Here is a 12,318-nt window from a genome sequence, read left to right as displayed (position 1 = left end):
CTAGCAGTCGCCCAGCCGCTCACCTTCGATGCGCGTGTTCATGGTCATGGCGCCCATGGGCGATTCGGTCACGATATCCACATCGCCCTCGATCTGCTCGCCCATAAAGCGCATTTCACCCTCGATGGTGGCTTCTCCACCATCAGCGCGACAAATCATGCTGTAGGACAAACCGTCGGCGGCCATGGTCTGGTCAAGCAACTCGCAACCTTCTTCTTCTTCAATAAAACCAAATTCAGCACTATCAAGTTCTTCCTGACTGATGCATTGGCGCTCGGTATTGGTCTGATCAGGAATATCAACGTCTGCGGTCACCTCGGTCACGCTGACAAATTCCCATTCACCCGGTGCCACATCAGGAGATTCCGCCTGAGCCGCCAAGGGGAGTGTCAAAGCCGCTGTGGCCAAAAAGATACGAAAAGACATGTTATCCTCACTGTGTTGGATGATGTTAGTAAGTGATCGTAACCGATTCAGCGCCAGGATGCGCCCCTCCATCATCGTTGACTACACTTCTACCCAAGCCTGTCTCAACTGTCCAAGGAGTCCTTATGGTCGATGATGCGCTAATCTCGTATGAAATTGACTGCCCTTACTGCGCCACCCCCATGACGCTTCTGATTGATGCCTCTCAAGGCAGCCACACCACCTGGGAAGACTGCCAACGCTGCTGTGCGCCTATCCAACTGGAAGTCACGGTATCTCCGGTTTCCGGAGAGCTGGAGCAGATACGCTACGGGCGCGATGACGACGTGCTTTAATCGCGCGGAATTACTGACTCTCAGCTTCCTGAAGCGCCAGACGACGTTTTTTCTCCTTGCGATGCATCAGAAACCAGGCAATCAGCGTCGCCACTGCCACCACCAGAATGATCAGAGTGGCCAGAGCGTTTATTTTCGGTGACACCCCCATGCGTACCGATGAAAACACTACCATCGGCAAGGTATTGGCCCCCGGGCCAGACACAAAGCTGGCAATCACCAGATCATCCAGTGACAGGGTAAACGCCAGCAGCCAGCCCGCAGCGAGGGCGGGTGAAATGACCGGCAGGGTAACGGTAAAGAAGGTTCTTAGCGGTGGCGAGCCCAGATCCATCGCCGCCTCTTCGATCGAACGGTCTATTTCGCGCAGCCGGGCTGCCACGACGACTGCCACATAGGCGCTGCAGAAGGTAGTGTGGGCAATCCAGATAGTCGCCATACCGCGATCCGTCGGCCAGCCAATCAGCTGGGCCATTTGCACAAACAGCAATAACAGCGAAAGCCCGGTGATCACTTCCGGCATGACCAGAGGGGCCGTTACCATGCTGGACAGCGCCGTTTTGCCGCGAAACGTGCCAAACCGCGTCATCACGAACGCAGCGACCGTTCCCAGGCACACCGCCATGCTGGCCGCCAGAAAAGCAATCCTCAGGCTGGTCCACACGGCAGAGAGAATCTGTCTGTCAGCAAACAGCTCGCCATACCATTTGGGTGAAAATCTGGACCAGACAGTCACCAGTTGGGATTCATTGAATGAATACACCACCAGCACTCCCATGGGCAGGTACAGAAAAAGCAATCCAAGCACCAGCATGACGGTGGTGAAGTCAGGGCGTTTATAGTGCAGCGTCATTTTTCCAACTCCCTGGACTGGTAGCGATGAAACATGACAATGGGAATCAACAGCAACAGCAGCATCACCATCGCCAGGGCTGAGGCAACAGGCCAGTCACGGTTAAGGAAGAACTCTTCCCAGAGCACCTTGCCGATCATCAGCGTATCCGGGCCACCCAAAAGCTCGGGTATCACAAATTCCCCCACCGCAGGAATGAATACCAGCATGGAGCCGGCAATAATACCGCCGGTTGAAAGCGGCAGGGTGATCTTGATGAAGGTGTTGAACTTACGCGACCCCAGGTCTGATGCGGCCTCCAGCAAGGCATTATCCAGCCGGGCAAGGTGGGCATAAAGCGGCAGCACCATAAATGGAAGATAGGCATAGACAATGCCGATAATCACCGCCAGCTGGGTATTCATCATTTGCAGCGGTGTTTCGATGACACCTATCCAACGCAGGGTGTTGTTGATAAGCCCTGTGTTACTCAAGATACCCATCCAGGCATACACCCGAATCAGAAAAGATGTCCAGGAGGGCAACATGACCAGAAGCAGCAGCACCAGCTGCCAACGAGCGGTGGCTCGTGCCATGGCATACGCCATGGGGTAGCCCAGTAGCAGGCACACCAGGGTCGCCACAAAGGCCGTCTTGATCGACCCCCAATAGGCAGCAATGTAAAGTGAATCGCTGAGCAGAAAAAGATAATTGCCAAGGTTGAGAAAAATCTGCAGTGTCTGGTCAGTGTACCCGACCAGGGGGCCGTAAGGGGGGATACTGATCGCCGCGTCGGACAGGCTGATTTTCAACACCAGGGCGAAGGGCATCAGAAAGAAAAGCGTCAACCACACAAGCGGCAGCGCAATGACCATACGACGTCCCAGTTTTAATCGCTTGAACCGGGTTTTGATTGGCTGCATGCTGTCGCCCCCTTTAGCGGTTCAATACAATCGGGCTGTGATCTTCCCAATAGACGTAGACGGTATCTTCCCAGGTAGGACGGTCACCGCGACGCCGGGTATTGGCCATACTGACCTTGATCAACTGCCCCAGACGGGTACGGATGTAATACAGTGAAAAGCCGCCCAGGTAGGCAATATCCTCCACCACACCCTGCTCCCAGTTGACATCGCCTTCCGGCATCTCGCGGGTCAGCCAAATCTTTTCCGGCCTTAGCGCTGCCCAGACCCGCAGATTATCTGCCTGGGTGGTAATCCCGTGGTCAATATACACAGGCCGCTCCAGTACGGGTGAACTGATCCGGCAATGGTCAGCGGCATCAACGGCAATTTCCCCTTCGAACATATTCACCGTACCGACAAATTCAGCCACCATGCGGCTGGCCGGGCTTTCGTAGATATCCACCGGCGAACCGACCTGCTCTATCCAGCCATCACTCATGATCGCCACACGATCCGCCATGGTCATGGCTTCTTCCTGGTCGTGAGTCACCATGATGCAGGTCACCCCGACCTGCTCGATAATTTCTACCACCTCCAGCTGCATTTCAGTACGCAGCTTTTTATCCAGCGCCCCCATGGGTTCATCCAGCAGCAGTAGCTTGGGGCGCTTGGCGAGCGAACGCGCCAATGCCACCCGCTGGCGCTGGCCGCCAGAAAGCTGGTGGGGTTTGCGCTTGGCAAGGCGCTGCATATGGACCAGCTTGAGCATGTTCGCTACCCGCTCATCCACTTCCTCTTTGGGCAAACGGTCCTGCTTAAGGCCGAAAGCAATATTCTGAGCAACGCTGAGATGCGGGAATAATGCATAGGACTGAAACATCATATTGATCGGGCGTTTATGCGGTGGCATCTGGGTAATGTCCGTGCCATCAAGCACGATACGACCTTCACTGGGGGCTTCAAATCCGGCCAGCATGCGCAGCAGTGTCGATTTTCCCGACCCGGAGCCGCCCAGCAAGGCAAAGATCTCACCGCGCTTGACCTGAAGGTTGACATCGTCCACCGCTACGGCATCATCAAAGCGCTTGGTCAGCCGGTTTACCCTAAGAACGATATCTTCACGAAAGCGCGGCACTTTACCCGGAGCACGCTGGACGGCTGGAGCCCTGTGCGGCAACCCCACACTTTCATCCTGCAAGGGTGTTGTGGCCATGCCTGTTTCCTCGATCAAGCCCTCCAGGCCGAGCCTGAATGGCACTCAAACTGAAAGCGGGCTTTGCAGCCCGCTACTTTCAACATCAGGACCCGAGTCATATCACCCGAGGCGCAAGACGGGTTAACGACCGGATTTCACCCGGTTCCAGATACGCGTACGTGCGCGCTGGACGTCCTGTGGTTTTTCAGCAATGACGTAAAGGTTTTCCATCACCTCATCGCTGGGGTAAATCGCACGGTCATTGAGAATGTCTTCCGGAAGGAATTCATCCGCTGCCGCATTGGGGTTGGCATAACGGACATATTCGGTAATTTCAGCGGCAATTTCTGGCTCGAGAATGAAGTTGATAAAGGCGTGAGCATTGTCAGGGTTGGGCGCATCCGCGGGCACCGCCATCATGTCGAACCATAATTCAGCGCCTTCCTTGGGGATGGAATAGGCAATGGTAAAGTCACGCCCGGCCTCTTCGGCGCGATCCGCCGCCTGGAACACATCACCGGAATAACCGGCAGCCACGCAGATATCGCCATTCGCCAGGTCAGATACATAACGGGAGGAATGGAAGTAGGTCATGTTGTCACGCACGGAAGCCACCAGATCACCCGCTGCCTGCAGGTCATCCATGTCATTGCTGTGCGGATCCAGCCCCAGGTAGGCCAGTGCTGGCGTCAACATTTCAGAGCCGGAATCCAGCATCGACAGCCCGCAGCCCGCTTCGGCCAGCTGAGCGGTGATATCGGCATCGAACAAGAGCGCCCAGCTGTCCAGCGGCGCCTCTTCACCAAGAATCTCGGTCACCCTGTCGTGGTTATAGCCAATCCCGTTGGTGCCCCACATGTATGGCACCGAGTAGCGGCTGCCTTCATCGACTACATCGAGATTCTGTAAGAGCTGTCGATCCAGGTTGTCGAGATTGGGCAACTTGTCGTGATCCAGCTCCTGATAGACGCCTGCCTTGATCTGACGGGTCAGAAAATAGGTCGAGGGAACCACAACGTCATAGCCTGAGCGCCCTGACAGAAGAGCAGCATCCAGCACTTCGTTACTGTCAAACACGTCGTAGACAACGTCGATCCCGGTCTGCTCGGTAAATTTATCCAATGTTTCCGGGGCTATGTAGTCTGACCAGTTATATACCCGTACCTCATTGGCCTGGGCGGTGGTAGCCGCTGTGGCCAGGGTGGCGGCCACAACGGCTGCGGAAAGTTTGTGTAGATTACCCATCAAGACATCTCCTCTTGTGTCTTTGGTGTTCCGTGATGACCGGCAGATTCTGCGATGCTCTTACCCCTATCGCAAGTTTATGGCCAAAAATTCTTATGCTGGATATATCGAGCAGGCATACTCAACGATTGCCACATGCCGGACAGGCCGGATCACGCGGCACCTGAAAATGGCGCCATTGGCCACTCAGGCCATCAAAGGTAGCCAGGCCCTGATGCGCACGGCCCGCGCCACTTAACAGCTTGAACGCTTCCACCGCCTGAAAGCAGCCGACCAGCCCGACCAGCGGCGCCATTACACCGCTTTCGGCACAGGAGAGTGCTTCATCACCACTCCCGTCATCCGGGTAAAGACAGGCGTAACAAGGGCTATCCGGCAAACGCGGGTCAAAGACCGCCAGTTGGCCGGAAAAACGGATGGCCGCTCCAGACACAAGCGGCACACCAGCACTCAGACAGGCGGCATTGATCGCATAGCGGCTGGAGAAACGGTCGGTGCAATCCAGCACCACATCGGCAGAGTCCGCCAGCGCCGCCAACTGCTGCCTGTCAGCGTGCTCTTTAAGCGCTACCGCCTGGCAGCCGGGGTTGACCGCCTGGGCACTCTGCGCGGCGGATGCGGCCTTGTTGCGCCCCAGATCCGCCTGCTGGTGGGCAATCTGACGCTGCAGATTGGAAAGCTCTACCACATCTGCATCGACAATCGTCAATTTGCCAACGCCGGCCGCAGCCAGGTAGAGGGCGACGGGAGATCCCAGACCACCGGCGCCGATAATCAGCGCATGGGCATCATTCAGCCGCTGCTGGCCGTCAATATCCACTTCCTGCAGCATGATCTGGCGGCTGTAACGAATCAGGGCCTGGTCATCCATCATCCTGACAACCTCCTCTCAACAGAAAATCAATTCTTGATAGTGCATCAATGCTTATCATCAATTTCCTCAAGCTCGGATAAATGCAGGCTGAAACTTTCCTTGACCTCCTCCATCACCACATAGCTCTTGGATTCCTTCACCCCGGGCAGGGTTAATACCACGTCGCCAAGCAACTGACGGTAAGCGGACATTTCCGGAATACGGCATTTCAGAATGTAGTCAAACTGACCAGACACCAGATGGCACTCCTGAATCTGTGGCAACTGTTCAACAGCGCGTCGAAACTCGTCAAACACCGCCGGTGACTGGGTTTCAAGACTGATTTCGACAAATACCAGCAGATTCGCTTTCAGCGCCTGAGGGTCCAACAAGGCCTGATAACCACGAATAATGCCGGAGCGCTCAAGGCGCTTGACTCGCTCCAGGCAGGGCGTGGTGGAAAGGCCAACTTCAGCGGCCAGGTCAACATAGGAAATGCGTGCGTTTTCCTGCAGGCAACGCAGAATGTTGAGATCAATACGGTCCAGCGTTCTGTTTTTTGATTTCATGGCAAGATCCAATAAAGGCATCACGGCGATGTCATTGACCATCCAAGCGTAACCCGTTCCTGGCCTGCCAGGTCACTCAGGCTTTCAACGTTCTTATAGCCGCCGCTAATGAATGACTGCCGCACGGCAGACGCCTGGGCACAGCCATGTTCAAGCAACAGACAGCCGTGCGGATGAAGAAACGCGTGGGCCGAGCTGATCAGATAGTGGAGGTCTGCCAAGCCCTGCCCTGCGGCCACCAGCGCTGATCGCGGCTCAAACCGCACATCCCCCTGCTCCAGGTGAGGGTCGTTGTCTGCTAAATAAGGCGGGTTGGCGACAATCAGATCAAAACGGGCACGCACGGGAGCACTGGCCAGTGCCGTGAACCAGTGGCTGCATAAAAAAGTGGCGTTAGTGATACCCAATCGCCGGGCATTAGCCATAGCCAGCTCAACGGCCTCATGGCGGACGTCTACGCCGACCACCTCCCAGCCCGGGCGCTCACTGGCAAAAGCCAGCGCAATGGCGCCGGTGCCGGTACCCATATCCAATAACGCTCCAGGCGCATAAGGCGCGCGCTGCAGGGCGGCTTCCACCAGGGTTTCGGTATCCGGGCGAGGAATCAGGGTATGACGGGAGGTCGTCAGAGGCAGCCCCCAGAACTCACGTTCTCCGGTCAGATAGGCAATAGGCTGGCCGTCTGCTCGGGCAGCGACCAGAGCGGCAAAGCGGGCCCGGGTCCAGGTATCACATGCCTGGTCCCCCCAGGTGTAAAGCCAGGCACGATCACGACCCAGACAGTGGGTCAGCAATACTTCGGCGTCCAGACGAGGCGAAGGGGATCCCGCAATGCTCAGGCGCTGGCACCCCTCAATCAGCAGGGCATCCAGAGTCATTCGCCGCCCTGTAGGGCCGAAAGCTGTTCAGCCTGGTACTCATGAATCAAGGGATCAATCACATCATCGAGCTGCTCACCACTGACCACTTCATTCAACTTGTAAAGCGTCAGGTTAATACGATGATCCGTGATCCGCCCCTGAGGATAGTTGTAGGTACGGATACGTTCACTGCGGTCGCCGGAACCGACCAGTGAACGGCGCTCATCGGCCTGGGATTGGCGCTGTGAGTCCTCGGCGCTCTGCTTGAGCCGCGCCGCCAGCAGTGACATCGCCTTGGCACGGTTCTTGTGCTGGCTACGTTCTTCCTGGCACTCCACCACGACACCGGTAGGCAGGTGGGTAATCCGAATGGCAGAGTCCGTCGTGTTAACGTGCTGCCCACCGGCGCCGCTGGAACGAAAGGTATCCACACGCAAATCGGCAGAATTGATATTGATATCCCCGACATCATCGACTTCCGGCATGACCGCCACCGTACAGGCCGAGGTATGAATTCGCCCCTGGGATTCGGTGGCAGGCACCCGTTGCACCCGGTGCGCGCCAGACTCGAATTTCAGATTGGCATAGACACTGTTGCCTTTGATACGCGAAATAATTTCCTTGTAGCCGCCCATTTCACCGTGGCTGGCGCTGATAACCTCGACCTTCCAGCCGCGTTTTTCAGCATAGCGGGAGTACATCCGAAACAGATCACCTGCAAACAGCGCTGCTTCATCGCCACCCGTGCCAGCGCGGATTTCGAGAAACACCCCGCGACCGTCGTCCGGGTCTTTAGGCACCAGCAGACGCTTGAGTTCAATCTCGAGTGCCTCCAACTTGTCGCGGCCTTCATGCAGCTCCATTTCCGCCAGCTCGCGCATGTCGGCGTCGCTGTCACGCATCAGCTGTTCGGCAGCATGCATATCACCTTCGATATCACGATAGCGTTGCCAATGAGACACCAGAGCTTCAAGCTCTGAATACTCACGCGAATAATCGCGAAAGCGCTGCTGATCGTGAATTACGTCAGGCTCTGATAAGAGTAGCGATAGCTCTTCAAAGCGTTCTACAAAACTATCCAGACGTTGGCGCAACGACTCTTTCATGCGGGTGAATTATCCTTCTTGCGACGCTTGGCGGCAGGTGGGGTTTCAAAAGCGGCTTTGGCTGGCAGCAGCAATCGCGGTGCCGCCTCCAGCAATGCATGTTCCTCAACAGAGGCTGCATCACGGATTGACTGGGTCGGCTGGTGCATCAGACGATTGGCCAGCTGGTGGGCCAGACGTTCGACCACAGCTGCCGGGTCTTCACCGCGGGCCAGGCGTTCCAGCGCCTGATCCCGTGACATATCGCGCAAAGACTCACCGTGCTGGCGATATTCACGGATCAGATGGCCGCCGAGGCGTACCCGACGTTCATGCTGCCAGCTGCTGACACCGTGTTCAATCAACGACTCAGCCTGGTCTGCTGCCACCTGGCGATGACGACGGTTGTCTTCAATCACTTCTTCCAGATCGTCCACGGTGTATAGAAATACATCCGAGAGCTCACCAACTTCCGGCTCGATATCCCGCGGCACGGCAATATCCACCATGAATACAGGACGATGACGACGCTTCTTGAGGGCACGCTCCATCATACCTTTACCTACAATGGGCAAGGGAGCGGCAGTGGACGAGATCACAATGTCGGCATGTTCCAGTGCATCAGGGATTTCTGATAGCGTGATAGCATCGCCACCCAGCGCGGCAGACACACTTTCAGCCCGCTCGCGAGTGCGGTTGGCAACGGTCAGCTGGCGCACGCCGGCTTCACTCAAGTGGCGGGCCACCAGTTCAATGGTTTCGCCCGCACCAATGAGAAGTGCGCGGGAACGACTGAAATCATCAAAAATGCGGCTGGCCATGCTGACGGCTGCATAGGCGACCGACACCGGGTTCTTACCGATCCCGGTTTCGGTACGCACCTGTTTAGCGACGGCAAAAGTGTGCTGAAACAGTCGTTCCAGCTCGCCTCCCAGCCCACGCGCATCGCGGGCCTGCTGGTAGGCCTCCTTGAGCTGGCCCAGAATCTGCGGCTCGCCCAGCACCATGGAATCCAGCCCCACGGCTACGCGCATCAGGTGGCGCGCTGCATCGCCATCCAGATAATGATAGGCGCAGCGCGCCAGCTCATCGACATGCAGGTTGTGAAAGCGTCCTAGCCATTTAAGTACGGTTTGCTCGCCAGCAGCGTCTGTCACACAGTAGAGCTCGGTGCGATTGCACGTCGACAACACCGCGGCTTCACTGATTTGTGGCAGACTACGCAATTCCTCCAGTGCACGCTCAAGCTGCGCCGGCGTGAAAGCGACCTGCTCGCGCACGGCAACCGTGGCGGTTCGATGATTAATTCCCAAGGCAAGAAGCGTCATGCGTTGTGCGTCTTCGCTAGTGTGTCGGTCTGAAACGTGAGATGGATGCTTGCTGTAGCAAAATATAAAGGAGATCATTCTATCACAATCCACCCTCAACAGGCCCATACCACTTTGCCATCTTCCAGCAAGCCGCTATGCTGGACGACCGGCCAACGAATCGAGGGATGCATGCCACGCTCCAGTGCTGTTCAACACACGCCTTTTCCCGCCATGGCCATTGTTTTCATGATGATGCTGATGCTGGGAGGTTGTCAGCTGGTCGCTAGCTCGTCCGGCTTGTCTCCCTCGACGTTGGCCAAAGAAGATCCTCTGCAATATGCGCCACCTGTCACTCAAGGTCTGGATGCCGAGGGCCTGAGCCTTTTGATCGGTGCCGAACTGGCCGCTCAGCGCGGTAACTACCAGCGCGCAAGCCAGGATTATCTGAAGGCTACGCAGCGCTACCCTGCGGCCGAACTGGCCGAGCGCGCCACTTTCACGGCGCGTTACAGCGACTCTTCTCAGCTTCTGCTCGACGCCACTCAACGCTGGCAGGCGCTTGCCCCCGACGCTACCGCCCCCAGACGTTTGCTGGCCGCTATCACCTTGCAGCAGGGGCAATGGATAGAAAGCCTCGAGCAGCGACTGGCCATTGCCCGGACCGGGGAAGATACCGACCTGACGGCTCTTGCCGAGTTTGCAATCGCTGAAAATGGGCCGCTGCCTGACTTGCTTGATCGCCTGCGCGTCTATCTAACCTCGCCAGAGACTGACAACCTGCAAAGTGACCCCTGGGTTGCTGCCGCGCTTCTGGAAATGGCGTTGGGCGAGACCCGGGCAGCTGAAGCCAGCCTGGAATCCGCCAGGCAACGGGAAGACATCGGCCGTTCATTATGGTTAGCAACTGCTCGCCTGGGGCTTCAGACCCAGGATTATACAAAGGCGCGTCAGGCGGCCCGCGAGGGGCTGGCCGATGACCCGCAAGATGTGCGCTTTATTCTTCTGCTGGCCCAGACAGAAATTCGCCTGGGCAACCTTACGGCTGCGCAGCAACAAACCAACCAGCTCCTGGAAAACCACCAAGGGGGTGATGAACTGCGTCTGGCGCTCGCCGAGCTTTATCTGGATGAGGGCTATCCGGAACCCGCCCAGCAACTGCTACAGCCTTTTATAGGCCAACCGCAAGTGCCAGACCGTGCTTATATCCTGCTGGGGGAAATTGCCCGTGCTAACCAGGAAATTGATAATGCGCTGTTATATTTTCGCCAGGTTAGCGAAGGTGATGACTTTATCCCGGCACGCGCCCGAGCGGCTGACATGTTGATTGACAATCAGCGTCTTATCGATGCCAGAGCTTTTTTGCGCATCGAGCGCATGGCTCACGACCCGTACTACAACAGCCTCTTGATGCTGGAAATACAGTTGCTGGATGAATATGGCCTGACCCAGGAAGCTGACCGGTTACTTGACCGTGAGCTGGCGCGCACACCGGATGACAGCACCCTGTTATATCAACGCGCCATGCGGGCCTGGGAAGCCGGCGACATAGAGCAGATGGAGACAGACCTCAAGCGCCTACTGGCCAATGAACCCGATAACGCCAATGCGCTGAATGCCCTGGGCTATACGCTGGCCGATGAGAACCTGGATGGACGCCTTGATGAAGCCCAACGCCTGATTGAACGTGCCTACGAACTGGCGCCCGACGATCCTGCTGTACTGGATAGCATGGGCTGGGTCTATTACCGTCAGGGCGATCCTCAACGTGCACTTGATTGGCTGGAGCGGGCTTTCGCCGTCATGCCGGATCAGGAAATTGCCGCTCATCTGGCTGAGGTACTCCATGAACTTGGCCGCAGCGAAGAAGCCCGCGAACTGATTGACCGCCTGATACGTCAGACCAGCGAGCACCCTGCCATTGATGAACTGCTGGAGCGGCTGCCCAACCTGGCACCCTGATATTCAAATCCTCAGGCTTGCAACACAGGACTTATTTCGCTGGTTTTGTCCACTCGCACACTGCCAACACGCTACTTTTCTGAATGGAGTCAAGATGCCTACTCTCGCCAGCCCCAAGGCCTTTCGCCGTTTCTCCCTCTCAGGTCCTGCCGCCCTGATACTGTCACTTGCCATGCTGACCGGTTGTGCCACATCAACACCTGTCGATGATGGGGGCCGTCAGTCCGGTCAATGGGAATCCCAGCAGGCATCACTGGAAGCCCTGGACACCTGGACGCTGGCTGGCAAGGCAGGCCTGCGCTCTCCGGAAGAAAACACCAGTGCCAACCTCGACTGGCACCAGTACCCACATTATTTTCGCCTGCTGGTCAGCGGCCCCTTCGGTGGAGGGCGCACCGTCCTTGAAGGTCGCGAAGGACGCTTTAGCCTGACCAACAGCGAGGGGCGTTTTGAAGCAAAATCCCCTGAAGCCTTGATGGAAGAGCAGCTGGGCTGGTCACTGCCCGTCAGCGCCATGCCCTTCTGGGTGCGTGGACTGCCAGACGAAGCGCGCAGCTATCAGCTTGAAACGGACGAGCTTGGCTTCCCCAACCACCTGACCCAGGACGGCTGGACGATTGACTACCGTGACTGGGAACGCATCGACGACCTCTGGCTGCCTCGCCGCCTGGTCATGGCTTATGATGAGGTGAGAATCACCCTGGTCATCAATCAATGGCAACCGGACACCCAATAAGGGCCTCG

The 12,318-nt window shown here is 56.9% G+C and carries 13 protein-coding genes; 3 read left to right on the top strand and 10 right to left on the bottom strand.

Going from position 1 to position 12,318, the window contains the following annotated elements; genetic code table 11:
- Positions 1 to 426 (bottom strand): DUF3617 domain-containing protein, encoded by a 426-nt coding sequence (locus LL947_RS04475; protein ID WP_404416806.1) that lies wholly within the window; start codon positions 424 to 426, stop codon positions 1 to 3.
- A 125-nt stretch (positions 427 to 551) separates the two neighbouring features.
- Between LL947_RS04475 and LL947_RS04470 the strand changes: the two genes are divergently transcribed.
- The gene (locus LL947_RS04470; protein WP_171702761.1) at positions 552 to 761 is read left to right on the top strand and encodes a zinc ribbon domain-containing protein; all 210 of its coding nucleotides are present in this window, start codon (positions 552 to 554) and stop codon (positions 759 to 761) included.
- 10 nt (positions 762 to 771) lie between these two features.
- Here the strand turns inward: LL947_RS04470 and LL947_RS04465 are convergent, their stop codons facing one another.
- From LL947_RS04465 to hemA, 9 genes are all read right to left on the bottom strand, one after another.
- A complete protein-coding gene (locus tag LL947_RS04465; RefSeq protein ID WP_290820761.1) occupies positions 772 to 1,614 on the bottom strand; it encodes an ABC transporter permease subunit in 843 nt (280 codons plus the stop codon).
- The gene (locus LL947_RS04460) at positions 1,611 to 2,516 is read right to left on the bottom strand and encodes an ABC transporter permease subunit (protein ID WP_499834080.1); all 906 of its coding nucleotides are present in this window, start codon (positions 2,514 to 2,516) and stop codon (positions 1,611 to 1,613) included. The genes LL947_RS04465 and LL947_RS04460 overlap by 4 nt, the downstream gene beginning before the upstream one ends.
- Before the next feature lie 13 nt (positions 2,517 to 2,529).
- Positions 2,530 to 3,711: an ABC transporter ATP-binding protein gene (locus tag LL947_RS04455; protein WP_290820757.1), complete on the bottom strand. Its 1,182-nt coding sequence runs from the start codon at positions 3,709 to 3,711 to the stop codon at positions 2,530 to 2,532.
- Positions 3,712 to 3,834: 123 nt separating this feature from the next.
- Entirely contained in the window at positions 3,835 to 4,938 is a 1,104-nt protein-coding gene (locus LL947_RS04450) for a polyamine ABC transporter substrate-binding protein (RefSeq protein WP_290820755.1), read from the bottom strand.
- A gap of 121 nt (positions 4,939 to 5,059) precedes the next feature.
- Positions 5,060 to 5,812: a HesA/MoeB/ThiF family protein gene (locus LL947_RS04445; protein WP_290820753.1), complete on the bottom strand. Its 753-nt coding sequence runs from the start codon at positions 5,810 to 5,812 to the stop codon at positions 5,060 to 5,062.
- A 44-nt stretch (positions 5,813 to 5,856) separates the two neighbouring features.
- On the bottom strand, positions 5,857 to 6,360 hold the full coding sequence (gene lrp, locus LL947_RS04440) for a leucine-responsive transcriptional regulator Lrp (protein WP_290820751.1): 504 nt from the start codon (positions 6,358 to 6,360) through the stop codon (positions 5,857 to 5,859).
- A gap of 20 nt (positions 6,361 to 6,380) precedes the next feature.
- Positions 6,381 to 7,238, bottom strand: a complete 858-nt coding sequence (gene prmC / locus LL947_RS04435; RefSeq protein ID WP_499834079.1) for a peptide chain release factor N(5)-glutamine methyltransferase — start codon at positions 7,236 to 7,238, stop codon at positions 6,381 to 6,383.
- The gene (gene prfA, locus LL947_RS04430) at positions 7,235 to 8,326 is read right to left on the bottom strand and encodes a peptide chain release factor 1 (RefSeq protein ID WP_290820747.1); all 1,092 of its coding nucleotides are present in this window, start codon (positions 8,324 to 8,326) and stop codon (positions 7,235 to 7,237) included. Before prfA ends, prmC begins: the two co-directional genes overlap by 4 nt.
- A complete protein-coding gene (gene hemA, locus LL947_RS04425; protein ID WP_499834078.1) occupies positions 8,323 to 9,633 on the bottom strand; it encodes a glutamyl-tRNA reductase in 1,311 nt (436 codons plus the stop codon). The genes prfA and hemA overlap by 4 nt, the downstream gene beginning before the upstream one ends.
- Positions 9,634 to 9,804: 171 nt before the next feature.
- Here hemA and LL947_RS04420 point away from each other — a divergent pair, with 171 nt between their 5' ends.
- Positions 9,805 to 11,574, top strand: coding sequence for a tetratricopeptide repeat protein (locus LL947_RS04420; RefSeq protein ID WP_499834077.1), 1,770 nt, complete (start codon positions 9,805 to 9,807; stop codon positions 11,572 to 11,574).
- Between the two features lie 94 nt (positions 11,575 to 11,668).
- Positions 11,669 to 12,310 (top strand): lipoprotein insertase outer membrane protein LolB, encoded by a 642-nt coding sequence (gene lolB, locus LL947_RS04415; RefSeq protein WP_499834076.1) that lies wholly within the window; start codon positions 11,669 to 11,671, stop codon positions 12,308 to 12,310.
- The last annotated feature ends 8 nt before the right edge of the window (positions 12,311 to 12,318 follow it).

The organism is Halomonas sp. BLK-85 (assembly GCF_044792155.1).
GTDB lineage: Bacteria > Pseudomonadota > Gammaproteobacteria > Pseudomonadales > Halomonadaceae > Vreelandella.
Note: the sequence above shows the minus strand (reverse complement) of the source record. Positions and strands in the feature narration are given on the sequence as shown.